The sequence below is a fragment of the Aureimonas sp. AU12 genome (assembly GCF_001463705.1).
Classification (GTDB): Bacteria; Pseudomonadota; Alphaproteobacteria; order Rhizobiales; family Rhizobiaceae; genus Aureimonas.
Genome location: NZ_BBWH01000026.1, coordinates 24,121 through 48,987, shown reverse-complemented (window position 1 = coordinate 48,987; position 24,867 = coordinate 24,121). Strand labels below are relative to the sequence as shown.

The window sequence follows — 24,867 nt, the reverse complement described above, 5'->3', positions numbered from 1 at the left end:
TGGAGATCTCTTCCTCGAGGCGAAGGCCGGGTGGAACGGTACGCAGTGGATTGGTCTAGTCGAACAGTGGAATGAGCGAAAGCCCCGAGGGCCGCGCGCTCGTTGGCGGGCGCGTCAGGACGGGCGGAAGCGATCGGCCAGCCCGTGGACATGGCCGGTGCCGATGCCGCAGCAGCCGCCGACCATCGAAGCGCCGGCCTCGACCCAGTCGGCGGCGAAGCGTGCGTAGAGCGCCGGCGTCAATTCCTGGCGCGTGCCCCCCAGGCCCTCGTTGGCCGGCCCCGCATCGGCTTCCTCCTCGAAGGCATTGGCATAGACGCCGATCGGCAGGGACCGCCCGGCTTTTGCGAAGACATCGCTGGCCGAGCGCACCGCGCCCGCCATCACCTCGGGCGCCGAGCAGTTGAACAGGAGCGCACCGGCGCCGGCCTCGAGCGCCCAGGCGGCGGCGTCCGCGACGCTTTCGCCCGAACGCAGCGCCGGCTCGGCGCCGGCGATCGCCTCGCTGTCGTCGCGCAGAGTGAAGGAGATCCAGAACGGCTTGCCGGTGCCGGCGACCGCCTGTCGAACCGCGTCGCCCTCGGCGATCAGGCTCAGCGTCTCGCCGAGCCAGAGATCGACGGAGGGATCGAGCCCTTCCACCAGGACGGCGAGATAGTCCTGCACCCGCGAGGCGTCGAAGAGCTGCGGCTCGTAGGAGCCGAAGACCGGCGGCAGGCCGCCGGCGACGCGGGTCTCGCCGCCCGGCGCAGCGTCTGCGGCGGCACGCGCCAGCCGTCCGGCCAGAGCCGCCAGGGCCAGACCCTCGGCGCGGAACCGCGCCTCGCCGATATGGAAGGGCACGAGCGCATAGCTGTTGGTGGTGACGACGCGCGCGCCGGCCTCGATGAACTCGGCGTGGACCTGCTGCACGATCTCGGGGGATTCGATCAGCGCCAGCGCCGACCATTCGGGTTGGCGCAGCACGGCGCCGAGCCGCTGAAGCTCGCGGCTCATGCCGCCGTCGAGAACGAGGATCGGATCCATGCGAGCATCCCTGCAGTCTGGCCGGCCGTGCGGCCGACGTCGTCTCTCACCACGATGTTCCGTCCGTCGGTATCAGGCGGGACGGCCGGGCACGAGAGGCAATCGACGGTGAGTGTGGAACGGTACCGCGTCATCCCGCGCTTGGAACCGGGATTGTCGGCCCCTCGCCCGGCCGATGAGCGGATCGTGCATGGCAAGGCGTCGCGTGGTCGGGCATAAGGAAGACTTGCCGGGACGGTGCGTCATGCAACCGTCGCCGCCTGCGCCTCGTTCGCTCGCCGAAGGGGCATAGGCGCCAGCGCACCGTTCGACCAACCCGCAGGATCCAAAGACCCTTGCCGCACGCTTCTTCGAACCGCCAAACGACCTGGCGGCGCATCCTCTGCGGGCCGCTCGCCGCGATGGTCCTGCTGTCGGGCTGCGCCAGCCGCCCCTACGCGACGCTGACCCCGGTGCCGGCCTCGGCACCCGGCGCGCATCTCGTCGACATGCTGGTGGCGACGACGCGCGCGCCCTCCCCGGTGCCCGGCGTCGTCTTCTCCGGCGAGCGCGGACCCGGCCTGTCGGTCGAGAACATCGTGGTGTCGATCCCGCCCGACAGCGTGCGCAAGCCCGGCGCCGTGATCTATCCCCGCCGCAACCCCGGCAATCCCGCCACCGAGTTCGTCACGCTCAAGGTCGAGCCGCTGGAGGCGCAGGGCGCGTCCGACTGGTATCGCCGCGTCGCCGGGCCCAAGCAGCGCGTCCTCATCTTCGTCCACGGCTTCAATTCGACCTACGAGGAGGCGGTGTTCCGCTTCGCTCAGATCAGCCGCGACACCGGCGTCAACGCCGCGCCGATCCTCTTCACCTGGCCCTCGCAGGGCTCGATCTTCGGCTATCTCTACGACCGCGAGAGCGCCAACTACTCCCGCACCAGCCTCGAACAGATCATCGAAGGCGCCGCCCAGCGGCCCGACGTCGGCGAGATCACGGTGATGGCGCATTCGATGGGAAGCTGGCTGACGATGGAGGCGCTGCGCCAGATCGCCATCCGCCGCGGCCACCTGCCTTCCAAGCTCACCAATATCATCCTCGCCTCGCCCGACCTCGACGTCGACGTCTTTCGCGAGCAGCTCGACGAGATCGGCCCGGAACAGGCGCGTATCACCATCTTCACCTCGCAGGACGACCGCGCGCTTCTGGTGTCGCGGCGTCTGGCCGGCGGGGTGCAGCGCCTCGGCTCGGTCGATCTGACGCAGCCCGACGTGCAGGCAGCCTTCGCGCAGCGCGGCATCGACGTCGTGGATCTCACCAGCGTTCGGGCTGGCGACAGCCTCAACCACACCAAGTTCGCAGAAAGCGCCGACGTGGTGCAGGCGATCGGCGCGCGGCTGATCGCGGGCGACCGGGTGTCGGATTCGAAACTCGGGCTCGGCGACACGCTCGGCGCCGCGGCGATCGGCACGGCGCAGGGCGTCGGGTCTGCGATCGGCGCCACCGTCAACATCCCGGCCGCGATCGTCGACCGCGGAGCGCGCGATCGTCTGGGCACGCAGCTCGAGGATGTCGGCCGCAACATCGGCGGCTCGATCCAGACGGTGACCGGCAACTGAACCGAAGACGGCAGCTCTCCGCCGGGCGCTGATGGCGGGCGCGGGGCCTTCGGCCTGCTCGCCTCTCCGCTGTTTTGCAGCTTTCGCGGAGTCGCACTCCCCGGCGCGGCGTTATAACCTGGAGTGACGCCAGCCGGGGGATCGACATGGTTGCAGACGTGGACGTGGTGGTTTCCCGGATCTCGGAGATCCTCGCCGAGCGCTACGAGCCCTATGCCGCCGAACGGATCGCGCTGCGGATCGTCGAGTCGCTGGAAGCCGGCGACACGCTGCCCGGCGGCCTTCGCGTCGTCCCGATTTCAGCGCTCGAGGAACTGGCCGCCGTCGTGCGCGGCCGGATCCAGTCCGGCGAGGGTTGAAGCGGGCGGTCGCGTACCGAGGCGCGGGGATCGTCAGGCGGCAATCGGTCTTGGGAGAGCCGCCGCGCCTTGTAGAGTGTCGCTTCGTCAGCGAACGCGCCGCTTGATCCAGTCCTGCGCCTCTTCGAGATCACCGAAGATCTGGCCGGTCGAGAAGCCCATATGGTCGAACCCGGCCTCGATCGTCCACGAACCGACCAGCCGGTCGCCCGCCTCCTCGCCCATCTGCGCGAGGACGGCGACCAGCTTGGCGCCGTTGTAGACGAGGACCCCCCGGCCTTCGCTGGCGGGAAGGGCGATCTGGATCGGCTGCAGGCGGATCGCCGTCTTGCGGGCATCGGCGTCCGACACCGGCTCGGGGGCCCCCTGCCCCAACGCGACCGGGATCGAGCCCGCAAGCCCGATCGGGCCGTGCGGCGAGCCGATCGCCGCCTCCAGCCGGTCGAGGGCGATGACCGACGAGCCGGCTGCGCCCGATGCCATGGCCTTGATGCGGGCTGCCAGACGCTGGCCGGTTTCGAGCAGCACGGCGTCGATCAGGCGGCCGAGCAGCAATTCCCGCGCGACTTCGGAGAGTTCCTTGGCGCGGACGAGATGGTCGGCGATCTCGACATGGATCGGCGCGACATCGTAGGCGACAGAACTCTCGGTCACGACACCGGGATAGTAGCTCGGCCGTCCGCTGGAGTCGCGGAAGCAGAACCCGATCGACTGGATCGTCTTCGTTCCATGCTTGGCGCTGACCACGCGATAGGTCTCGGAAAATCGACTGCCGTTCGCAGTGGCCGCTCCGATCCGGTCGACAATAGTCCTGCGGTCGCTCCGATGTATCCCCTCGATAAAGGCGGTGAGGGACACGCCTTCGACACCTTCTTCCGGCAGAAGTCCGAAATATTCGCAGACAGTTGCTTCCGCGAAGAGCTTGTCCCGCTTCACGTCCCAACACCAGAAGCCCAGAACAGTTTCAAACGACATCGTTCTTGTGCCCAAGCATTGCAGCGATCGTTGCCGTCACATTTGAACGGCAACACCGCTCGCCGAAGATGCCATGGGAAGGACGGAGTTCAAGTGGCCCGCGACAAGAATGTCCGGCCTCATTCTCCATTTCAACTGGCGGGAGGGGCAACAACCCTGAGGCGTACAATCTGAACGGTTCCCTATGTGCCTCCCTGTCCAATCGGACGCCTTGAACCGTGAGAGAACGAGCGATCCCCGTCCCTCGCAGACGAAGTGCATAGGGATCGTCGCAGTCCAAACTTTCCCGGCATCCACGCGACCTGCGGCAATCCGCAACGAGGCGCTCCCATTAGAACGGGCGGTTGTCGATCTCATACCCTGCGATTGCGTTTTAAAGAGCCGTACACCCTCCCTCCCAATTGACCCCGGCATGAGCGCCTCGTGGTCTGGATTTGGCAGGAAGCGCGGTCAATTAGCGGCCAAGGTCTCGCCCAAGGCGAGCAAACAGTGCAGCGAGTTTCATCATGCGTTTGACGTTGAAGGCCAAGCTCGGAGCGAGCTTTTCGGTGCTCCTCCTCCTGACGGGAGCGATGGGCGTCGTCGGGATCCACGCGATGTCGAAGAGCAATGGAGACATGGCGCAGTTCGCGGCGCGCCCGTTCCAGCAGGTCCAGGGTGCGGCGCTCGTGTCGAAGAACCTCGAAACCGTCCATCGCATCCTCACCGAGACCACCCTCCTCGCCGATCCCGCGCGCGCAGCGGCGGCCAAGGGCGCGTACGATGCGTCCTGGGCGGAGCTCGACAGCGGCGCGGCCCAGTTCGTGCGCGCCGTACAGACGGAGAGCGGCAAGCGCGAGATCGCCGACTTGCTTCCGAGCCTTCAGGCCTATCGCGCCATTGCCGACCAAACCCTCGGCAATGCCGGTACCGCGGACGCGCGCACCTTCATGGACACGACGGAACGCCCCGCTGCCACTGCGCTCACCGACCGGATGGCACAGCTCACGCAGCGGGCGCAGGGGCGCGCCGACGACTTCCTCGCCGTCGCCGCGGCCGATCACGAGCGCAACTTCGCCATCCTCGTCGGCATCGTCGCGGCAGCGGTGCTGCTCGGCGCGGCGCTGGCGACAGGGATCGCGCTCGACATCATGCGCGGCCTCCGGGAACTGACCGCCAATGTCCGACGCTTCGGCTCGGGCGACCTGTCGCACCGCATCGTCCACACCCGCCGCGACGAACTGGGGACGCTCTTGACGGACCTTTGCCAGATGCGCCTGAAGCTGAACAAGGTGATGCGGGACGTGACAACGTCGGCGACGCAAGTCGCTTCCGGTTCCACCCAATCCGCGGCGACCGCCGAGCAGCTCTCCTCGGGCTCGACCGAGCAGGCCGCGGCCTCGGAGCAGGCCTCGGCTGCGATGGAGGAGATGACCGCCAACATCCGTCAGAACGCCGACAACGCATCCACCACCGAGAAGATCGCGGCGCAGGCCAGCATCAGCGCCGAGAAGACCGGCGTGGCCGTCGCCCACTCCGTCGAGGCGATGCGGACCATCGCGCAGAAGATCCAGGTCGTGCAGGAGATCGCCCGCCAGACCGACCTCCTGGCGCTGAACGCGGCGATCGAGGCAGCGCGTGCGGGCCAGCACGGCAAGGGTTTCGCGGTGGTGGCGTCCGAAGTGCGCAAGCTGGCCGAGCGCTCGCAGCAGGCGGCGTCGGAGATCGGCACGCTGTCGTCTGAAACGCTCTCCGCTTCGGAAGAGGCGGGCCGGATGCTCGGCAACCTTGTGCCGGACATCCAGCGCACGGCGGACCTCGTCACCGAGATCTCAGCCGCGTGCCGCGAGCAGTCGGTCGGGGTGGAGCAGATCAACCAGGCGATCCAGCAGCTGGATCAGGTGACACAGGCGAACGCCGGTGCAGCCAACGAGATGTCGGCGACCTCGGAACAGCTCTCGGCCGAGGCCGGGCGGCTTTCGGACAGCGCGTCGTTCTTCACGCTCGAAGACACCGCCTTTGCAACCACGACCCAGCCGGGACCGGCGACGGCGCTTGCGGGCCGGGACGTGCGCGCCCTGCAGGCGAGCGTCGCAGATTTCGTCCGGGCGCCGGCTGCAGACCGGTCGAAGGCGACCGAGCGCCCGCGCGACGACGGGTTCGATCTACGGACCCAAGCCAGATCCATGCGGGGCTGAGCCCGACGCCGATCCATGGCGGAGATCGCGATGGGTCGGCGTCACGCGAGAGGTGTCGAGCTCTCAAACGGCGTCGTCCGCCGGCGCGGACTTGGCACCCCGGGACAGACAGGTCATGCTTCCGGGACAAGAACCGGAGGAGGGCGAGGGCATGGCCAAGCCCACGACGATCGATCTCGCCATCGGCGAGCGCATTCGCGAAAACCGTCTGGCGCGCGGGCTTTCGCTGCAGGATCTGGCGCGGGCGGTCGGTGTCACCCACCAGCAGATCCAGAAATACGAGCGCGGCACCTGCCGCGTCAGCGCCGCAACGCTCTATCGCCTTGCGGATGCTCTCCTCTGCGACGTCGAGGCGCTGTTCGACGGGGTGCCCGAAACGGAGGTGCCGCCGGAAGCCCTGCCGAAGACGACGCTCGCCAATGGCGAGATGACCCTGTCGCTAGCGATCGACCGGCTGCCCGACGTGGAGGTGCGCCAGCGTCTGCGCGACCTTATCGAGGTTCTCGGACCCGGCGATCCATAGGGGCAGAAGATCCGCACGCCAGGGTGCCGGCGGGGCGACCCGGCGCAAAGTTCAGGATCGGGATGGCTTCGCGCCGCAGGATCGAGGGCCTCGTGACCGTGCGATACCAAATGGCAATCCATTGCAGGCAGGATCGGCGGACACCGTTTCGAAAGGCGCCGGAATGCTGACGAAAACCGCCAAGGCCGACTGGACGTCGCGGGCCGCGCCGCCGCGCCGCGGATGGAGCGCGCAGGGACGCAAGATCGGCTTCTTCGCGATCGTTGGCCTTCTCGCCGCGCTCTCGACCGTGGTGCTGATGGCCGCCATGGCGCTTGGGATGGGCCTGCAACTCTCGCGACGCGCCTGCCTCGCCGTGTCGAAAACCAGTTCGCGCTTAGGTCCGCGTGTGGGACAGTCTTCCGACATTTGAGGATCGCCGACGATCTTCAGTGTCAGCGGATCACGAGCACCACTATAAACGCATATCTCCCATGCGATCTCGATGGTTTCAAGCTGCAGTGCAGCATGCTTTAAGGAGGGTGCATCGTTTCCTCCCAGATTGATGCTTCAGACTTGAACCCGCTCGGTCCTCCCCCGAGCGGGTTTTTTCTTGCCTGGTCGAACCCGTCGTCTTGGCCGTGGCACGATCCCGATCCTCGGGGCGCATCGTCCCGGCGGGATCTTCATCCCATGAGCCCGCGGCGATCGACCTGGCGGCGCACCGTCATATCTATCGGTCGGCAACGGCGATCCCGGCGCCGCGTCCGCACCCGGTATCCGCATCCTCTGAAACCGTGCGAGCCCATGCCAGATCCGATCGAACCGCGCATCGGCCCGGCCGCCGCCCTCGCCTACCGGGCCTTGGGCGCGGTGGCGTTCGCGCTGGGCGTCGCGGGGGTCGTGCTGCCGGGTCTGCCCGCGACGCCGTTTCTCCTGCTGGCGGTCTGGGCGTTCGGTCGCGGTGCGCCCGAATGGGCGGCCCGGATCGAGCGGCATCGCCAGTTCGGACCGCTCTTGCGGAACTGGCGGGAGCGCGGTGTCGTCCCATTGCCCGCTAAGGTGCTGGCGGCGGTCTGGATGGCAGTCAGCTTTCTCGTCCTCTGGGCGTCCGGTGCCCCGCCCTTGGCGCTGGCCAGCGTCGCCCTGATCGCCTGCGCCGTTCTTGCCTTTCTGTTGAGCCGCCCCTCACACTGATCGTTTCACCTGCTGGCGCGTCAGCGTCTGGTAACCGCGATTTCGGCCCGGCTGGAACGATTTCGGGGGATCGAGCCTTTTCCCGCTGATCCAACACGGGAATCTCCATGCGCAGTCGCTCGCCTCTTCACATTCGTTTCGTCCGCTACGGCCTTCTGGTCGGCAGCCTTCTCCTCGTTGCCGGCATTGCCTTCGTCGCCATCGGCAGCGTCAACCAGGTCGAAGCCGACCCGCTCTCCGGCTACAAGACCGAAGCCACGCGCTAGGCGCATGACCGCTGGCCTCTACCCGTCGCGGCTGGCTTCCATGCCGCCACAGGTCGGCGTTGAAGCCGCCACACGCGTCCTGCGACCAGAAGAAGGCCCCGCGGCCCATTGCGCCAGTTCGCAGGATCGGTAGAAGCTGACAATCGCCTCCATCGTTCGACCGGACTCGACCTGCGTGACAGACGCTCCTTCAGCCGCTGAAATCGCAGGGTTCATCGAGTTTCTACATGGCTGCGGCCCGATCGGCGCCGACATCCTCGGCAAGGATTGGTCGGCCACCTCGCTCGGCCCGATCACGCGATGGTCGACCGCCCTGCGCACGACCATCCGGCTGGTGATGAAGTCGCGACAGCCCATCGTCTTCTTCTGGGGCCCGGACCTTCTTCAGTTCTTCAACGAGGTCTACGGCCCCGTGCTCGACGGCATGCCGCCCGAACCGGTCGGCGCGCCGTTCAAGATCTACTGGGGCGAAGTGTTCGAGGGCGTGCGCCCCTTCTTCGAGCGGGCGATGACCGGCGAAGGCACGTGGTCGGAGGACCTGCCCTTGCTCCTCACCCGCAACGGGCGCACCTGCCAGACCTATTGGACCTTTTCCTACAGTCCGCTCTACGACGACGCCGGTGTGATCGTGGGGTTCATGAACGTCGTGAACGAGACGACGCGCGACGTCGAAAATCGCGAGGCGCTGGCGCGCGCCAATGCCATCCTCGCGCTCGAATACGAGCGCACGAGCCACGCGCTGGAGCGCCAGCGCGAGGCCGAACGCCTGCAGCGCGTGCTGCAGCGAGAGCTGTCGCACCGCATGAAGAACACGCTGGCGATGGTGCAGGCCGTCGTGTCGCAGAGCCTGCGGCATGCCACGTCCCCTGCGGACGCCGCCACCATCGCCTCGGCGCGGATCCAGGCGCTCGGGCGGGCGCAGGACATGCTGACGGATGCCAGTTGGGAGGTCGCCGACATCCGTCCCGTGGTGGAAGCCTCGATCGCGCCGCATGCCGACCGCCCGAACCGCTTCGTCCTCGATGGACCCGACGCCCGCCTCACGGCGCAGCAGAGCATGGGCATCGCGCTCGCCATCCATGAGCTCGCGACGAACGCCGTGAAATATGGCGCGCTCTCCACCGACGAGGGCCGGGTCTTCATCACCTGGCGAACCGAACCCGACCACGGTTTTCGCTTCGAATGGCGCGAGACCGGCGGACCGCCGGTCGCCCCGCCCACGCGGCGCGGCTTCGGGAGCCGCCTGATCGAACGCGTGGTACCCGGCTACTTCGCGGGCGAGGCGCAGATCGACTTCCAGCCCGCCGGCATCCGGTTCGCCTTCGAGGGCCGGCTCGACTCGGAGCGCTGACAGGTCATTCGGCCGGGATCGGCCCGTCTCAACGAGAAAGGCCGGCAACAAGGTTGCCGGCCTTTCGCTGATCGGTCAGCCCACCGACGTCAGGTGGCGGAGAGTTCGGCGGACGGCTTCGATCCGTCGACGAGACGGCGCGACTCTTCGCGGCGGCGCAGGGCCGAGACGATCATGACGGTCGCGCCGTGGCGGATCGGATAGTGCATCGAGCAGATGATCATCGCGGTGTAGGCGGTGGTCTGCGACGCCGCAGCAAAGAGGAGGAGACAGCCGAAGCCGCTGATCGTATTCGAGACGAGAAGATGGTTGGAGTTGGTGTCCTTGTTGATCGCGTAGGCCTGCAGGTAGATCGCATCCACCATGGCGACGCCGTAGGACAGGAACATGATGGCCGTGACGAGCTTCGTGCCCTGGAACTTGTGCATGAAGGCGAGATTGTCGACGCTCCACAGAAAGGCGCCGGTCAGCGCCAGTCCGAAAAGCGTGAACACGACCATGACCGCCCAGAGCATGCGCACGGTCGGCATCTTCTCGACGAACTGGGCATAGTAGATGTAGAGCGCGGGTTTCAGCGCATTGTAGATGAAGCGGCCGGTGGAGAAGCCGAGCGTGTAGAGGCCGAGCGCCTCCAGCCCGAACACCGACCCAATGACGATCTTGTCGACATGCTCGAGCGAGCTCGGCAGGAGATTGGCGATCGACAGGACGATCGACTCACGCGACGGCTTGCTCTTCAACCGGCCGATGACGTCGAACGAGGCGCGCAGCGACTCCCACACGTCGCGCCCGATCCAGTTGGCGAAGAACACGAGGTGAAAGAGCACCATCGAGGCGATCTGCCAGAGTGTCGCCTGGAAGGCGGAAGCCCCCAGCCAGAGCGCCACCATGAAGACGACGAGCGCCATCAGGTACTTGGCCAGCGCCACCAGCGACATCGTCATGAACTGGCGCTTGGCCTGAAAGTACGAGTTGAAGATGTCGAGCGGATAGAACAGCGCGCTCATCAGCACGATGGGGATGAGGCCGGCCGGCGGAAAATCCCAGCCGATCGCGTCGGACAGGGCCCAGACGAGAAGCGTCGCGACCAGCGCCGCACTGGAGAAGACGAGGCGGATGAGGAAGATCGTCGCGTAGCTGTCGCGATCGTTCATCGCCGTCGAGCGGATGACGACCTTCGAGGATTCCTGCACCGAGACGAGACCGGCCAGCGCGAAGAACGACATGAGGATGCGGTAGTCGCCGACCTCCGCCGCGCTCGAGCGATAGGTCAGGTAGAGGATGATGAAGTAGTTCACGAAGCCCGGCAGCGACGAGGCTGCGATGGCCAGCGGTCCGTTGCGCAGGAAGAAACGAAGCACGCCGGCCTTGCCGCGTTTCTCCCCGTTTTCCAGGACGTCCGCCCCCACGACCTTATTCTTCGACATCGCGTTCGTTCCCCGACGAGGCCCCGGCCCCGTGTCTTCGATCGAGGGCTGCGAGCCCTGCGCCATCTAAAGGACGGCTTCTACCGATTAGCAGATATGAATGCACTGCAACATGAACCCATGCCAACCCCTGCTTGCCGACCTCTTTGTGTCGGTTTCGCGTCGCGACGGGCCGGGCCGCGCCGTCCGCCGATCCATTCGCGATTTGCCCTTTCCGGAGTGACCATGCTGCCGATTTCCCCGACCTCGACCTCGCGCCGCCGCGCCGCCGCCCTCCTCGTCGGGGTGGCGCTCGTCACGGCCGGCATCCTGCCGGCATCACGGGCCGAGGCGGCCACCTCGCCCGCCAATGGGCGCGGCCTGCAGGTCGGCGCCCGCATCGTCACCGTCTCGACGCTCGCCGACAAGGGTCCGGGCTCGCTACGCGCGGCGCTCGACCAGCGGGGCCCGCGCATCGTCGTCTTCTCCGTCGGCGGCTATATCGAACTGGAATCGGACCTCATCATCCAGTCCGGCCAGGTGACGGTGGCCGGAGAGACCGCGCCCGGCACCGGCATCGTCCTGCGCGGCGGATCTCTGAAGGTGCGCACCGGCCAGGTCGAACTGCGCAACATCGCCGTCTATGCGGGCTCGACGAACGATCCCAAGATCGCCGAGAACCGCGACTCCATTTCGGTCTACGGTTCGCCCTCGCGCAAGAACGTTATTCGCGACGTCGTGCTCTCGCATGTGACGGCGGGCTGGGGCGTCGACGAGAACATGGACCTGCAGGGGCTGGTCGACGGCGTGCGCGTCGAGCACTCGTTCTTCGTGCAAGGGTTGCGGAATGGCGGGCATCCCAAGGGCGTCCATTCGATGAACCTGCTGCTCGGCAATCCCGTGCAGCGCGCCGAGATCCTCGGCAACATCTTCGCCGGCAGCGAACAGCGCAGTCCGCGCCTGACGAACGGCAACCGCGCGGCGGTGATCAACAATTTCATCTACGGCTATGGGCGCGCCTCGACCCATATCGACCGCTCGAAGACCATCCTCAATCCCGGCGCGATCGACGTCGTCGGCAACGTCTACCAGGCGACCGGCGACAGCACCTGCAAGCAGCCGATCGTGCAGATGAGCAAGGATTTCTTCGACGGGGGGCCGCGCACCGACGTTCATCTCGCCGACAACCGCGCGATCGGCGACGACGCCGGCTGTATCGATGCGGCCAAGGCGCCGATCCCCGCCGGCCTCTCGGACGCACCCGTCCGGCCCGTGGACGACTGGCGCACACGCGCCTCGGCCTATGTCTATCCCGCGATCCTCGATCAGGCGGGCGCCCGGCCCGGCGCGCGCAATCCGATCGATGCCCGCGCCATCGCCGGCATCCGCGCGGGCACATTGCGCATCATCGGTACGGAGGCCGATGCCGGCGGCTATCCCAGGATCGAGCCGACGAGCCGGCCGGTGGACGCGCCGGTCGAGGGTCGGATCGCCGGCGAGGGCGACCTCAAGCGCCTGGCAGGCTGGCTCTGCGACGAGCAGAAGGCGGTCGGCGGCGTCTCGAGCGCCTGCCGTTAAGTCTTTCGACGCTCAGTTCGCCGGCCGCGAGGCAGCGGCCGGGATCTTGGCATCGCCGCGACCGAGCGAGGGGATCGCCGCGCGGATCCGGTCGAACTCGCGCTCGACATAGGACCGCAGCGAGTGGCGCGCGAGAACATGCGCGCGCGCCGCCGCCGCCACGCGCTCGCGGGCGGGATCGCTTCGCGCCCGGTCGATCGCCGCCGCGATCGTCGCCGGTGCGAGATCGGGTGCGAGATAGCCGGTGCGACCGTCCTCGATCATGTCGACGATGCCGGGCACCGCCGTGCCGACGCAGATCATCTCCGCCGACATGGCTTCGATCAGCACCTTCGGCAGGCCCTCGTGGACGCTCGGCAGCGCGAACAGGCGGTGCGTGCGATAGAGGGCGGCGATCTCGGTGTTCTGCAGGCGGGGGATGATCGACACGTCGGCGCCCAGCCTCGTGATCAGCGCGTCGACCTCGCCGCGCAAGGGGCCGTCGCCGACGATGGTCAGCGGCACGCCGGCGATCTTCACGGCCTCGACGAGGGCCAGGACGTTCTTCTGGGGCGTCAGGCGCCCGACGAAGATCACGGCGTCGCTCTGCGGCTTGTCGCGCACGTCGCCCTTGAACAGATCGGTGTTGACGTAGGTCGGCGCCACGAAGACGGGCCGCCGCCCGAACGTCATCGAGCGCACGGTCGCCGCGGCGGCATCGGTGGTGACTGAGATGACGCGCGCGGCGTTGAACAGGGCGAACTCGAGTGCCCAGGAGATCGCAGCCTGCGGGATCTTGCGGTTCTTCCAGTGGCGGCGCGACAGGATGTAGCCGCAGCGTGCGAAGATCGGAATGCCGGCGGCGGCAAAGAGCAGTGCCGTCCAGCCACCGCTCGCCTGGTTCGTCTTCACCACCGAAACGCCGGACCGCGCCATGCGACGTACGAGCGCCCGGTCGAGCGAATGGCGCAGCGCGCCCATCCGCCCGCGGCGCGAGGGCTGCGGCACGATCACGTGCAGGCGCGCGCGGATCGCCGGTTCGCAGTCGATCAGCGCCAGCGACGCGGCATCGTCGGGATCGTAGGAGAAGATGTCGATGTCGCTGAAGAGATCGAGGCGCAGATACTCGAGATAAAGCTCGATCTCGCGCGACAGGATACCGGCCTCGTGCCACTTGCGCAGGGATCCGCCGAACGACAGCAACAACAGCATTCTCAAGGCGCGCTCTCCATCGATGGCCGGCGACCGGCGTGGAGGGACGGGGCCGTCCACCGGTTGCTGAAGTCCTACAGAGCATCCCACCGCGCCGCAACATCGCCGGCCGCCGCCCCGATCCGCCCCGCGGCCCGACACGGTTAAGGCAGCGTCACAACATCGCTGTCAAATTTCTCCTCAATTGATTCGACGTTTCGAAAAAAACCATGAAACGTTTCGACGATTTGAAGCAACTCTCCCGACGTGTCTTTCATTTCTACAGCATAACCTGCGAACTAGTCCACATTTGCAGGGAAACCCCATGTCCAACGAACTTCTCGCTTTCGAAGGTGCTGAAGGTTACGGCGCCCACACGGCCGGTGGCCGCGGTGGCCAGATCGTGAAGGTCACCAATCTCAACGACTCCGGCGTCGGCAGCCTGCGCTGGGCCTGCGAGAACGTGGACGGGCCTCGCATCGTCGTCTTCGAGGTGTCGGGCGCCATCGAGCTGAAGTCGCAGATCCTCATCGAGAACCCGAACATCACCATTGCCGGACAGACGGCGCCGGGCGACGGCATCACGATCGAGGACGGTCGCATCCGGGTGAAGACGAGCGAGGTCATCATCCAGGGCATGAAGTTCCGCCCCGGCGACGATGCCGACGGCCAGCCGGTGGCCGATCGCGACGGCCTCATGGTCGGCACCACCGACTTCACGATCAAGAACGTCGTCATCGACCACAACACGTTCACCTGGGGCGTCGACGAGAACCTTTCGCTCAACGGCTACATGCAGGACGTCACCGTTTCCAACAACATTATCGCCGAAGGCCTCAGCAAGAGCGTCCACACCAAGGGCGAGCACTCGAAGGGGCTCCTCGTGTCGAACTGGGAGGGCACCGATGGCGGGCTCTCCAGCAACATCACGATCACCAAGAACCTGATGGCCGACAACATGGACCGCAACCCGGAGGTCCGGGCCGGCCAGAATATCGAGATCGTCAACAACTATATTTACAACTACGGCCGGTCCGAGCGGGGCATCGCCATTGGCGGCGGTACGAACGGCACGCTGGAAACCACGGTCCATGTCATCGGCAACGTGCTCGATCCCGGCCTCAGCACGGTGGGCAGCCGCAAGCCGATCATGCTCTCCGCCATGGGCGAGGGAAGCGGCGTCTATCTTGAGGACAATCTCTTCACCCCGATGAAGACCGACGAGAACGGCAACCAGACCCAGACCGCGCTGATCAGCGAGAAGGGCCTGAAGACGGGCCTCTCGGACACCCATCTCTTCGGCGGCAGCAACGTCATCATCCTCGACTCGCAGAACGTCATCAACCACGTTCTGACCAATGCCGGCGCCAACCCCTACAGCCGCGACACCGTCGACACGCGCATCATCAACGAGGCGCTGACCGGCACCGGCACGATCGTCAACTCGGTGGCCGAGGCCGGCGGCAAGGCCGTCAACGTCAGCGTCGCAGCCGCGCGCGACACCGACGGCGACGCCCTCCCCGACTGGTTCGAGGACATTTTCGGCATGGATGCCAAGACGGCGGACAGCCAGAAGGATTCCGACGGCGACGGATACGACAACATCTCCGAATATATCCAGGGCCTGCTGACCGGCTTCACGCTCAGCGTCACCAAGCAGGTCGCGCATGTCGCCGCGACGGCCGGCAAGGCCGATACCTTCGCCTTCCTCGACACCAAGCACGCCACCTTCGTCACCGGCTTCAACATCGCCGAGGGCGACATGCTGAACTTCGGCGGCGTCCTGCCGAAGTTCGCCCTGCCCGGCGCCAACCTCAACGGTGCCGATCTCGCCGACTTTGTCGAGATGACGCGCGCCAACGGCAACACGATCATCTCGATCGACCGCGACGGCGCCGGATCCCTCTACACGATGGAGTTCGTGGTCGAGCTCGTCGGCGTCGACATCACCTATCTCCAGCAGAACGCGGCGCAGGTCTTCCGCTTCGCCGCCGCCGTCACCGCCCCCGTCGTGAGCGGCCTGACGATCGAGGGTACGGACGGCGACGACCGGCTTGCGGGCACCGGGAAGGACGACATACTCTGGGGCAGAGACGGGAACGATCGACTCTCCGGCGGCATCGGGGCCGACACGCTCGAAGGTGGCAATGGCAACGATCAGCTCGACGGCGAGCTGGGTGCGGACTGGATGGCCGGCGGATCCGGCAATGACGCCTATGTCGTCGACGACATCGACGACCGTATCTCCGAAACGGCAGCCGACGGCTCCGACACCGGCGGCATGGACACGGTTCGCGCTTCGGTCTCCTACGCGCTCGCCGACAATGTCGAGCGGCTGATCCTCACGGGCTCGAATGCGATCGACGGCTTCGGCAACGCGGGCGTCAACGAACTGACCGGCAACGACGGGGCCAACAAGCTCTACGGCGAAGCCGGAAACGACACGCTGCGCGGCATGGGCGGCAACGACCAGCTCTTCGGCGGTAGCGGAAACGATCTTCTCGACGGCGGCACGGGCGCCGACCGCATGGAAGGCGGCGCAGGCGACGACGTCTACTCCGTCGACAATGCCGGCGACGCGGTGATCGAGACGCTGGCGGACGGAAGCGATGCGGGCGGCAACGACCGCGTCACCGCCTCGGTCGACTTCGTACTGGGCGCCGGCATCGAAAACCTGACGCTGATGGGCGCAGCGAGCATCGGCACCGGCAACGGCCTCGACAACCGCATCATGGGCAACGCCAACGCCAACATCCTGTCGGGCGAAGCGGGCGACGACATGCTGTCGGGCGGCGACGGCCGCGACCTTCTCTTCGGCGGCGCCGGCAACGACCGCCTCGACGGCGGCACGGGAGCCGACGTGATGACGGGCGGCGCAGGCAACGACACGTACACCGTCGACAACATCGCCGACATCGCCATCGAGACCTCGGCCGCCGACGGCGTCGACACCGTGATGTCGAGCGTCAGCTACCGCCTCGGCACCTATGTCGAGAACCTGACCCTGAGCGGCACCGCCGCCATCGACGGCACGGGCAACGCGCTCGTCAACCGCCTGATCGGCAACGTGGCCGCCAACGTCCTCGACGGTGGTGCGGGCGACGACTCCATCTCCGGCGACGCCGGCAACGACACGCTGCTCGGCGGCGACGGCAACGACAAGCTCGACGGCGGGACCGGCTCCGATCGCATGGAAGGCGGCAACGGCAACGACATCTATTACGTCGACGGCGTCGGCGACACGGTGGTGGAAAGCAGCGCCGGCGGCGGCACCGACACGGTTCAGTCCAGCGTCTCCTTCGTCCTCGGCGCCTTCGTTGAAAACCTGACCCTGACCGGCACGGCAGCCCTCAACGGGACGGGCAACGCGCTCGCCAACGTCATCGGCGGCACCACCGGCGCCAACATCCTCAGCGGCCTGGAGGGCGACGACACGCTGCGGGGCCTCGCCGGCAACGACACGCTCATCGGCGGCACCGGCATCGATCGCCTCGAAGGTGGCGAAGGCAACGACCGTCTCTCCGGCGGCGCCGGCGCCGACCAGCTCACCGGCGGCGCGGGGCAGGACATCTTCCTCTTCGACAGCCCGCTCGCCGGCGCCGGCCTCGACCGCATCACCGACTACAACGCCGCCGACGACACGATCGCGCTCGACCACACGGTCTTCACGGCCCTTCAGGGATCGATCGGCTTCCAGCTCTCGGCCTCGCAGTTCACGATCGGCACGGTGGCCACTACGGCCGACCAGCACGTGATCTACAACGCCAAGACCGGCGGCCTGTTCTACGACGCGGACGGCGCCGGCGGCGCGGCGGCCCAGCAGATCGCCACGCTCTCGTCCAACCTCGCGCTGACCGCTGCCGACATCCTGATCTGGTAGCGCCCAGAGTGCGCTCCCCGCAGGGACGGTCGTCCCGCGGGGAGCCCGACAGAAAAGGCCCCGGCTCGCGCGAGCCGGGGCCTTTCTCGTTTCATCGCAAGGACGGCGATGTCAGTTGACGTGCGCGCGATACCATTCGACGAAGGCGGGAATGCCGACCGAGAGCGGCGTGTCCGGCTTGTAGCCGATGACGTGCTGCAGGAGCTCGGCCGAGGCGTAGGTGCCCACGACGTCGCCCGGCGGCAGCGGCTTCAGCACCTTCTGCGCGGTGACGCCGAGCGCCGTCTCGATCTCCTCGACGAAATCCATCAGCTTGACGGGATGACCGCCGCCGATATTGACCATGCGATAGGGCGCGACCGGGCTCAGCGTATCGATCGCCGGAGCCGGCTCGCCGCTGCGATCGGCCGGGAAGGCCGGAGGCGCGGCGACGAGGCGCACGATCGATTCCACGAGGTCGTCGATATAGGTGAAGTCGCGGTAGCTCTCGCCGTTGTTGAAGATCTCGATCGGCTCGCCGGCCAGGATCTTCCGGGCGAAGATGTAATAGGCCATGTCCGGCCGGCCCCAGGGTCCGTAGACCGTGAAGAAGCGGAACGCCGTGGTCGGAATCGCGAAGAGATGCGCGTAGCAATGCGCCATCAGTTCGGTCGAGGTCTTCGTCGCCGCGTAGAGCGTGATCGGATGGATCGACTTGTCGGTCTCCTCGAACGGCGTCTTCTCGTTGGCGCCGTAGGCCGAGGAGGTCGAGGCAAGGACGAGGTGCTTCACCGGATGGAAGCGGCAGGCCTCCAGGACGTTGAACGTGCCGACGACGTTGGCGTTGATGTAGGCGCGCGGGTTCTCGATCGAATAGCGAACGCCGGCCTGCGCGGCCAGATGCACGACGATCTCGGGCTTGGTCTCCTCGAACACCCGTATGACCGCCGCCTCGTCCTCGAGCATGAACTCATAAGGACTGAAGCCGGGAAATTCCTGCAGAATGGCGAGACGCCGCTGCTTGAGCAGCACGTCGTAATAGGTCGTCAGACCGTCGATGCCGACGACTTCGTGGCCCTCGCGCAGCAGCCGCCGCGCCAGGTGGAAGCCGATGAATCCGGCCGTGCCGGTCACGAGATAACGCATGGCCTCGGGCCTCCTCGCATTCGTCTGTTGTGGCAGAACGGCAATCCAGGCGACGAAAAAACCGGAATCGGCGACTTCGCCTCTCCTTAGCCGCTTTGTGTTGCTCTGCACAATTGGCTATAGGACAGGTTGGATAGGTTGATTTCAGTCCTCTGCCGACCATCTTGCAGACGCCGTTTTGGATGGCTTGCAGGATCCACGCAGATCGCCGGGTCACCCGTGCCCTTCGGCCGTCAGGGCCGGCGGGTCTGGCAGCCATCAATGGAGCGGAACTCGAATGGACGCCTTCGGCAGCGTTGCACCCGCCCCCTCGCCGGGCTCGGCCCGGCAGGTGGAAGCGCCGACCACCACGATCCTCATTCCCACCACGGGCGACGGACGGGCCGAGGAGATCGTGCGCACCTATCTCGCCGATCCCGCGGCCCACGAGATCCTGGTCGTGATCGACAATCCCGCCGCGGACCTTGCGGCGATGTCGGCGCCCTTCGCCGGCGAGGCGCGTGTGCGCTTCCTGCAGAACGAGCGCCAGATCGGACTGACGCGCTCGCTCAACAAGGCGATCGCGGTCTCGACCGGGGATCTGATCCTGCGCAACGACGACGACGACCTGCCTGAGCCGACGCGCGCCACCGAGACGATCGCCCATTTCGTTGCGCATCCCGAATGCGATCTCCTCTTCACCTACGCCCTCGGCCTCGACGTCACCTCGGGCAAGACGTGGACGATCGGCGGCCCGACCGACGATGCCGGCATCAAGCGCGAGCTGGCGAGCCGCAACTTCATCGTCCATTCCTCGCTGGCCTTTCGGAAATCCTCGACGGCGCCGATCGGGCATTACGACGAGACCTTCCGCTACGCACAGGACTACGACCTCTACCTGCGCGCGATCCGCGCCGGGCTGACCTTCGGCGCGATCCCGAAGATCCTGGTCACGCGCACCTATCATGGCAATTCCATCACCGTGAGCAAGCGGCGGCGGCAGATGCTGTATTCCTTCGCCGCCCGGCTCATCCACGATTCCGAAAGCCAGGGGCCGGTGTCGCCGTGGCGCACGATGGTGACCTACACCAAGCTGCTGCTCATTCCCTCTTGGTTGCGATCTGTAAGGCGGAGACTGGGACATGGACGATAGACACCGGCTCCTGATCGTCGGCCCGCGCAGCGTCTCGGGCCACGAAGGCGGCGTCGAGAAGTTCGCCGAAGAGTTCGTCAACCATGCCGCCGGCGTCGCCGACATCAGCGTCATGGTGCTGACCGGCGACGAGACGCGCCGCGACGTGCGCATCCTCAAGGTTCCCGCCTCGAAGCTGATGCGCACCGACAAGGCGCTCTATCTCGTCCACGCCTTCTGGCGGATCCTGACGGGGCGCTACGACCGCGTCTTCATCCTCGGCATCAATTTCGCCATGCTGGCGCCGCTCGCCCGGCTCATGGGCCCGCGCGGCACGCGCGTCGTCGTGCGCTCGGGCTCGATCGACCACATCCTCGCCAAGTGGGGACCGGTCATGTCGACCGTGTTCCAGGTGTCCGAGAAGCTGGCGCGCTTCGCGCACCGCGTCGTCGCGGTGACGCCGAGCATCCAGAAGCATCTGGCGACCCTCGGCATCGAGGCGAGCGTCATCCGCAACGGTCTGGCGCGCGCGCAGCGCGAGGCACCGGTGGCGCTGGCGGAGCGCTCGCGCTCGGTTCTGGCGGTGGGCCGCCTCACCGTCCAGAAGAACTACCGCGTCCTCGTCGAGGCCGCCGCCCTCCTCGGCGACGACTGCCCCGACATCGCGATCGTCGGCGGGGCCGACAATTCGCCGGAAGCGCCGATGCTGGCGGCGCTCGCCACCGAACGGGGCGCGAGCCGCGTCTCGTTCATGGGCGCCCGTCCGCGCGAGGAGGTCCTGAAGGAGATGCGCCGCCACGGCCTCTTCATCAACTGCTCGCATCACGAGGGCATGTCGAACGCGGTGCTGGAGGCGATCCAGGAGGGGATGCCGCTCATCCTCTCGGACATCGACGCCAACCGCGACCTCGCCTTCCCCGATCGCTTCTACTTCGATCCCGACGCGCCGCAGGGGCTCGCCGACAAGATCCGTGAGGCCATGCTCGACCCGCAGGCCTTCGTCGTCTCGCGTGAGCTCTTCGACGACTGGCAGACCACGATCGGCCATTTCTGCGACGTGCTCGACATTCCCCGCCCGGCTGCCGGCCAGCAGCCGGCCGTCGCCGCGGTGCCCGTCTCGCTCGGCGACGGCATCCGCGCCAGCGCCTGAGGCTGACGGCGGACCGTCCGGGTCCCTGGCAGACCGCCCCGCCGGACGATCGGGGACGCCGGAGCTTCCGGGCTCGCGAAGGAGACGATGATGGCCTCGCAGACGATGCACCGATCGATGTCCGGCGCCCGGCGACGCGCCCGGAACGCCGCGCCGCCGGCCTCGCGCGACGGGATCCGGCGCGACTACCTCTACTACAGCTGCGCCGCCCTCTTCTTCATCACGCTGCTGCTGTCGATCGCGCTGGTGAAATACGGCTTCGGCGGCCTGCCGTTGCGCGCCATGACGGCGATGGCCATCCTCGGCCTGATCGGCCTCACCTCCCCCGGCCTTCTCGTGCGCGCCGTGCAGGATATCCGCACCATTCTCGGCATCATCGCCGCGTGCGCGGCGATCGGCATCATGTCGAGCCTCATCAACGGCATGCCGGCCGCCGATCTCGGACGCCAGATCCTCGAGATCCACGTCCAGGCCGCCGTCAGCGTCGTCGTCGGCGCCTGCCTCGTGCGGGTCTGCGGACCTCGCATGGTGTTCTACATCTTCGCAGCGGCCATTGGCCTGACGACCTTCGTCGCCTTCCTCCAGTTTCTTCACTTCAACCCGGCCTGGGCGCTGCGTGATACGCTGCAGCGCATGCAACCGCTCGACATGGGCGACGAAAGCGTCTTCCTGACCCGGCGCCTGCGCGCCATGGGACTGTCCTTCAGTCCGGTCCACCTGGGAACCCAGCTCTGTCTTCTGTTCGCGGTCGGCTTTGCCGCTCGCGCCGTCGAGCACAAGGATCTGCTGCGCAGCTTCGACAAGCCGACCGCGCTGCTGCTCGCCTTCTTCCTCTTCGGATCGATCGTCTCCGGCAATCGGTCGCCGCTGATCGGCGCCGTCCTGTTCATCGTCTTCTACCTGTTCCTCGTCCGGCCGGCGATCGCGGTGATCCTCACCGTCACGCTCCTGCCCTTCGTGGTCTTCCTCGACGACATCATGCTGACGCTCGCCGACCTCGGCTGGCGCGTGGCGCGCACGGACGACGGCTCCTCGGCGGGCCGGGCCGTCCTTCGCGCGTTCGGGTCTCTCCTGTTCCTGGCAAGACCCTACGGCTATGGCCTGTCCTTCGACAGCGTCGAGTATTGGCACAGCTATTGGGACACGTTGAAGAACTACGAAAACCCGCTGGCCATGACGCTGCATGCCCTCCACAACTATTATCTGATGATCCTGAACAAGTATGGCGCGCTGATTCTCGTGCTCGCCGGCTTCGCGATCTACAAGATGCGCAGCAAGACCTTGATCGCCTTGGCCTTCACGCCCTACGCCGCGCACATTTTCTATCACAATGACGGCCCGTTCCAAGGCGACTTCATCATCTGGTACATCATGCCGATCTTCACGCTGCTGTATCCGCGCTTGACCAACGACAGGGCTCGCCGCCCGCGACGCTCGCCGAAGCCGGCTCGGCGTCCCCTGACACAGACCCGCGGACCCGCCGCGCTCGCGATCGAAGAGAAGGCCGGACGATGAGCGTGAGACCGTCAGCCCCGACACCGTCGTTCCGGATCGATTCCGTCCAGTACCTTCGCTTCTTCGCCGCCTTCATCGTCCTGTTCGGACATGTGATGATGATGATGCACGAGGCCGCACTGATCCCCGATGCCACCTACCGGTCGATCGACCTCGTCCCGTGGGGCAGCGGCGTCGACATCTTCTTCATCATCAGCGGCTTCATCATCGCACATGTCGTGCGGCACCGGCCTCGCGGCCTGAAGGCGGGCGTCTCGTTCAGCCTGCGTCGCCTCATTCGCGTGGCACCCGTCTATTGGTTCTACACGGCGCTCTTCTTCGCGGCCGCGATCGCCATACCCCGCGGCGGCGGCATACCGCCGCTGGCCGACCTCCTGCGCTCGCTCCTGTTCATCCCGTTCGTCCCGGCCGGGGAAGAGCTCGTCCGGCCGATCCTCGGTCAGGGCTGGACGCTGAACTACGAGATGTTCTTCTACGCGATCGTCGCGGCCTGCATCCTGTTCGGCGTGAGGCGGATCAAGATCGTCGCCTCGGCGGCCATCGTCCTGTTCGTCGTCGCCAACAGCCTTTTCGGCAGTGCGACGGTCCTCTCGAGCTTCCTGTCCAACACGGTTCTCCTCGAATTCATCGGCGGCATGGTCGCCTACCATCTGTTCGTCCGCGGATACCGGCTGAACCTGGGTTCGGCCGTGGCTCTCGTCGTGTTGGGCCTAGCGGGCTTCATCCTCGGCAACATGGTCCTCAGCCCGTATTGGACCCCTGCCTTCGACATGAATTACCGGTTCCTCTATCGAGGACTTCCGTCGCTGGCGCTCTTTGCAGGCGTCGTGATGTCGAAAGATCTGAACGATACTGTGCGCTCAAGCCGCTTGTTCATCCTGCTGGGTGACGCCTCTTACTCGCTCTACCTCAGCCACCCGTTCGTGATTGTGCCCTCGATCATGATCTTCAAGGGATCATCGCTGCCGTGGCCCGTGCTCGCGACGATGATCATTGCTGCCGCGATCGTCGTTTCTATCATCAGCTACCTGACGATCGAACGTTTCTTCATTCATCTGTCCCACAAGCTGACCGAGACGAAACGGGTCTCCACAGCGGCAGTTGGCACCATCGCCAGCCTGCCGACGCGATGACAGAATTATTTTACTTTATTAAAATCCGAGCGATCCGGGGCATTCACCATTAATTTTCACCAGAGGGGTATTTTCACACTACGGTAAGCTTGCCAATTTCTTAACGTAACGGTAGGTCTCGCTTCGGGAATGAACGCTGAGAGGCTACGATGGCTAAGATCACTGGTACGGCAGGCGCAGACAACGATCTCGCGGGCACCGCGGGAGACGACTTCATCTACGGTTACGCAGGTAACGACCGCCTCGAGGGCGGCGCCGGCAACGATCGGCTCTATGCCGGTGCCGGCAACGACACGCTTCTCGGCGGCGAAGGCGACGATCAGTTGAGCGGCGGCGAGGGTGCCGACTCCATGGTGGGCGGCGTCGGTAACGACACCTACTACGTCGACGACCGCGGCGACCGCGTCGTCGAGTTCTCCGGCGAGGGCACCGATACGGTCGTGTTCGCTGGTTACACGAGCGAGATCACCTTTGGCGAAGGCGGCGAGCCGCTTTACAGCAACCAGAGCTACAAGCTCTCGTCGAACGTCGAAGTCCTCCGTCTCCTGTCGAACGGCGTCTTCACGTCGGCCACCGGCACCGAAAGCGACCTGAACCTCAACGGTTCCGGCAACGATCTCGACAATCGCATTCTCGGCAACGGCGGCAACAACAGCCTGCGCGGTCTCGTCGGCAATGACGACATCAACGGCGGTGCCGGCAACGACATCATCTCCGGTGACCAAGGCAACGACACCATGAACGGTGGCGTTGGCGTCGACGAAGTCACCTACAAGTTCTCGACCGGCGGCGTGACGGTTTCGCTCGCCACCACGGCAGCGCAGATCATCGGCGGCGATCAGGGCATCGACCGTCTGGTCGGCTTCGAGAACCTCGAAGGCTCGAACTTCGCCGATCGTCTGACGGGCGACGCTGGCGCCAACAAGATCTCCGGCCTCGGCGGCAGCGACACCATCATCGGTGGCGGCGGCAACGACGACCTGACCGGCGGTGCCGATGCGGACCTGTTCGTGTTCAGCGCTCCGACCGAGAACGGCCTCGACCGTATCCGTGGCTTCACGTCGGGCTCCGACAAGCTCGGCTTTGTCCCCTCCGACTTCGGTGGCGCCCCGGGCTTCAACCTCGACAACGCCGTGGGCAACGGCCCGCAGGGCATCTACGACACCAAGACCCACATCCTGTACTATGACGCCGATGGCGTCGGTGCCGGTCAGGCCATCGCGATCGCGCAGTTCGACAACAACGTGAAGCTGTCGGCGAACGACTTCCAGGCTCTGTAATCTGCCAAGGCAGGATCCCAACGAGATGAAGACTGGGCGCCTCTGGCGCCCAGTCTTTTTTGTGCAGTACC

At 66.3% G+C, this 24,867-nt stretch carries 20 protein-coding genes; 15 read left to right on the top strand and 5 right to left on the bottom strand.

Features of this window, described 5'->3' with window-relative positions; all coding sequences use genetic code 11:
• Nucleotides 1-114 precede the first annotated feature (114 nt).
• A complete protein-coding gene (locus AUL33_RS10480) occupies nt 115-1,026 on the bottom strand; it encodes a homocysteine S-methyltransferase family protein (RefSeq protein WP_062207336.1) in 912 nt (303 codons plus the stop codon).
• A 401-nt stretch (nt 1,027-1,427) separates the two neighbouring features.
• Here AUL33_RS10480 and AUL33_RS10475 point away from each other — a divergent pair, with 401 nt between their 5' ends.
• Together AUL33_RS10475 and AUL33_RS10470 are read left to right on the top strand one after the other, a co-directional pair.
• Nucleotides 1,428-2,621, top strand: a complete 1,194-nt coding sequence (locus tag AUL33_RS10475; RefSeq protein ID WP_062207407.1) for an alpha/beta hydrolase — start codon at nt 1,428-1,430, stop codon at nt 2,619-2,621.
• Nucleotides 2,622-2,767: 146 nt separating this feature from the next.
• On the top strand, nt 2,768-2,980 hold the full coding sequence (locus tag AUL33_RS10470; RefSeq protein WP_062207334.1) for a hypothetical protein: 213 nt from the start codon (nt 2,768-2,770) through the stop codon (nt 2,978-2,980).
• Between the two features lie 87 nt (nt 2,981-3,067).
• Here AUL33_RS10470 and AUL33_RS10465 read toward each other — a convergent pair whose 3' ends face one another.
• The gene (locus tag AUL33_RS10465; RefSeq protein WP_082652498.1) at nt 3,068-3,955 is read right to left on the bottom strand and encodes a PAS domain-containing protein; all 888 of its coding nucleotides are present in this window, start codon (nt 3,953-3,955) and stop codon (nt 3,068-3,070) included.
• Nucleotides 3,956-4,461: 506 nt separating this feature from the next.
• Between AUL33_RS10465 and AUL33_RS10460 the strand changes: the two genes are divergently transcribed.
• From AUL33_RS10460 to AUL33_RS10440, 6 genes are all read left to right on the top strand, one after another.
• Nucleotides 4,462-6,132, top strand: coding sequence for a methyl-accepting chemotaxis protein (locus AUL33_RS10460; RefSeq protein ID WP_062207330.1), 1,671 nt, complete (start codon nt 4,462-4,464; stop codon nt 6,130-6,132).
• A 151-nt stretch (nt 6,133-6,283) separates the two neighbouring features.
• Nucleotides 6,284-6,655: a helix-turn-helix domain-containing protein gene (locus AUL33_RS10455; RefSeq protein ID WP_192843175.1), complete on the top strand. Its 372-nt coding sequence runs from the start codon at nt 6,284-6,286 to the stop codon at nt 6,653-6,655.
• Between the two features lie 163 nt (nt 6,656-6,818).
• On the top strand, nt 6,819-7,067 hold the full coding sequence (locus AUL33_RS10450) for a hypothetical protein (RefSeq protein WP_062207326.1): 249 nt from the start codon (nt 6,819-6,821) through the stop codon (nt 7,065-7,067).
• A gap of 374 nt (nt 7,068-7,441) precedes the next feature.
• On the top strand, nt 7,442-7,831 hold the full coding sequence (locus AUL33_RS10445; protein WP_062207324.1) for a YbaN family protein: 390 nt from the start codon (nt 7,442-7,444) through the stop codon (nt 7,829-7,831).
• Nucleotides 7,832-7,938: 107 nt separating this feature from the next.
• Entirely contained in the window at nt 7,939-8,097 is a 159-nt protein-coding gene (locus AUL33_RS22155; protein WP_156419364.1) for a hypothetical protein, read from the top strand.
• A gap of 175 nt (nt 8,098-8,272) precedes the next feature.
• Entirely contained in the window at nt 8,273-9,448 is a 1,176-nt protein-coding gene (locus tag AUL33_RS10440) for a sensor histidine kinase (RefSeq protein WP_244492117.1), read from the top strand.
• Between the two features lie 89 nt (nt 9,449-9,537).
• Here AUL33_RS10440 and AUL33_RS10435 read toward each other — a convergent pair whose 3' ends face one another.
• On the bottom strand, nt 9,538-10,875 hold the full coding sequence (locus AUL33_RS10435) for a lipopolysaccharide biosynthesis protein (protein WP_062207322.1): 1,338 nt from the start codon (nt 10,873-10,875) through the stop codon (nt 9,538-9,540).
• 225 nt (nt 10,876-11,100) lie between these two features.
• On the opposite strand from AUL33_RS10435, the gene AUL33_RS10430 reads away from it, so the two are divergent.
• Nucleotides 11,101-12,432 carry a hypothetical protein gene (locus AUL33_RS10430; RefSeq protein WP_062207319.1) on the top strand — a complete coding sequence of 444 codons (1,332 nt, stop codon included), beginning with the start codon at nt 11,101-11,103 and terminating at the stop codon, nt 12,430-12,432.
• A 12-nt stretch (nt 12,433-12,444) separates the two neighbouring features.
• On the opposite strand, the gene AUL33_RS10425 is transcribed toward AUL33_RS10430, so the two are convergent.
• Complete coding sequence (locus AUL33_RS10425) at nt 12,445-13,623, bottom strand: glycosyltransferase family 4 protein (protein ID WP_062207317.1); 1,179 nt, start codon at nt 13,621-13,623, stop codon at nt 12,445-12,447.
• Between the two features lie 304 nt (nt 13,624-13,927).
• Between AUL33_RS10425 and AUL33_RS22150 the strand changes: the two genes are divergently transcribed.
• Nucleotides 13,928-17,482 carry a type I secretion C-terminal target domain-containing protein gene (locus AUL33_RS22150; protein WP_062207316.1) on the top strand — a complete coding sequence of 1,185 codons (3,555 nt, stop codon included), beginning with the start codon at nt 13,928-13,930 and terminating at the stop codon, nt 17,480-17,482.
• A gap of 111 nt (nt 17,483-17,593) precedes the next feature.
• On the opposite strand, the gene AUL33_RS10415 is transcribed toward AUL33_RS22150, so the two are convergent.
• Nucleotides 17,594-18,607, bottom strand: a complete 1,014-nt coding sequence (locus AUL33_RS10415; RefSeq protein WP_062207314.1) for an NAD-dependent epimerase/dehydratase family protein — start codon at nt 18,605-18,607, stop codon at nt 17,594-17,596.
• 277 nt (nt 18,608-18,884) lie between these two features.
• Here AUL33_RS10415 and AUL33_RS10410 point away from each other — a divergent pair, with 277 nt between their 5' ends.
• The 5 genes from AUL33_RS10410 (at nt 18,885) to AUL33_RS10390 (ending at nt 24,796) form a co-directional block, all read left to right on the top strand.
• Nucleotides 18,885-19,739, top strand: coding sequence for a glycosyltransferase (locus AUL33_RS10410; RefSeq protein WP_062207312.1), 855 nt, complete (start codon nt 18,885-18,887; stop codon nt 19,737-19,739).
• Nucleotides 19,729-20,868 (top strand): glycosyltransferase family 4 protein, encoded by a 1,140-nt coding sequence (locus AUL33_RS10405; protein WP_062207310.1) that lies wholly within the window; start codon nt 19,729-19,731, stop codon nt 20,866-20,868. Before AUL33_RS10410 ends, AUL33_RS10405 begins: the two co-directional genes overlap by 11 nt.
• A gap of 90 nt (nt 20,869-20,958) precedes the next feature.
• On the top strand, nt 20,959-22,383 hold the full coding sequence (locus tag AUL33_RS10400) for an O-antigen ligase family protein (RefSeq protein WP_062207308.1): 1,425 nt from the start codon (nt 20,959-20,961) through the stop codon (nt 22,381-22,383).
• A complete protein-coding gene (locus tag AUL33_RS10395; RefSeq protein ID WP_062207306.1) occupies nt 22,380-23,516 on the top strand; it encodes an acyltransferase in 1,137 nt (378 codons plus the stop codon). Before AUL33_RS10400 ends, AUL33_RS10395 begins: the two co-directional genes overlap by 4 nt.
• 149 nt (nt 23,517-23,665) lie before the next feature.
• Complete coding sequence (locus AUL33_RS10390; protein ID WP_062207304.1) at nt 23,666-24,796, top strand: calcium-binding protein; 1,131 nt, start codon at nt 23,666-23,668, stop codon at nt 24,794-24,796.
• Nucleotides 24,797-24,867: the final 71 nt, after the last annotated feature.

Coding starts and splice junctions, on each gene's coding strand:
- AUL33_RS10465 (WP_082652498.1), bottom strand. CDS start 3,955: ATGTCGTTTGAAACTGTTCTGGGCTTCTGGTGTTGGGACGTGAAGCGG.
- AUL33_RS10445 (WP_062207324.1), top strand. CDS start 7,442: ATGCCAGATCCGATCGAACCGCGCATCGGCCCGGCCGCCGCCCTCGCC.
- AUL33_RS22155 (WP_156419364.1), top strand. CDS start 7,939: ATGCGCAGTCGCTCGCCTCTTCACATTCGTTTCGTCCGCTACGGCCTT.
- AUL33_RS10400 (WP_062207308.1), top strand. CDS start 20,959: ATGGCCTCGCAGACGATGCACCGATCGATGTCCGGCGCCCGGCGACGC.
- AUL33_RS10470 (WP_062207334.1), top strand. CDS start 2,768: ATGGTTGCAGACGTGGACGTGGTGGTTTCCCGGATCTCGGAGATCCTC.
- AUL33_RS10410 (WP_062207312.1), top strand. CDS start 18,885: ATGGACGCCTTCGGCAGCGTTGCACCCGCCCCCTCGCCGGGCTCGGCC.
- AUL33_RS10455 (WP_192843175.1), top strand. CDS start 6,284: ATGGCCAAGCCCACGACGATCGATCTCGCCATCGGCGAGCGCATTCGC.
- AUL33_RS10480 (WP_062207336.1), bottom strand. CDS start 1,026: ATGGATCCGATCCTCGTTCTCGACGGCGGCATGAGCCGCGAGCTTCAG.
- AUL33_RS22150 (WP_062207316.1), top strand. CDS start 13,928: ATGTCCAACGAACTTCTCGCTTTCGAAGGTGCTGAAGGTTACGGCGCC.
- AUL33_RS10415 (WP_062207314.1), bottom strand. CDS start 18,607: ATGCGTTATCTCGTGACCGGCACGGCCGGATTCATCGGCTTCCACCTG.
- AUL33_RS10390 (WP_062207304.1), top strand. CDS start 23,666: ATGGCTAAGATCACTGGTACGGCAGGCGCAGACAACGATCTCGCGGGC.
- AUL33_RS10450 (WP_062207326.1), top strand. CDS start 6,819: ATGCTGACGAAAACCGCCAAGGCCGACTGGACGTCGCGGGCCGCGCCG.
- AUL33_RS10460 (WP_062207330.1), top strand. CDS start 4,462: ATGCGTTTGACGTTGAAGGCCAAGCTCGGAGCGAGCTTTTCGGTGCTC.
- AUL33_RS10435 (WP_062207322.1), bottom strand. CDS start 10,875: ATGTCGAAGAATAAGGTCGTGGGGGCGGACGTCCTGGAAAACGGGGAG.
- AUL33_RS10425 (WP_062207317.1), bottom strand. CDS start 13,623: ATGCTGTTGTTGCTGTCGTTCGGCGGATCCCTGCGCAAGTGGCACGAG.
- AUL33_RS10395 (WP_062207306.1), top strand. CDS start 22,380: ATGAGCGTGAGACCGTCAGCCCCGACACCGTCGTTCCGGATCGATTCC.
- AUL33_RS10405 (WP_062207310.1), top strand. CDS start 19,729: ATGGACGATAGACACCGGCTCCTGATCGTCGGCCCGCGCAGCGTCTCG.
- AUL33_RS10475 (WP_062207407.1), top strand. CDS start 1,428: ATGGTCCTGCTGTCGGGCTGCGCCAGCCGCCCCTACGCGACGCTGACC.
- AUL33_RS10430 (WP_062207319.1), top strand. CDS start 11,101: ATGCTGCCGATTTCCCCGACCTCGACCTCGCGCCGCCGCGCCGCCGCC.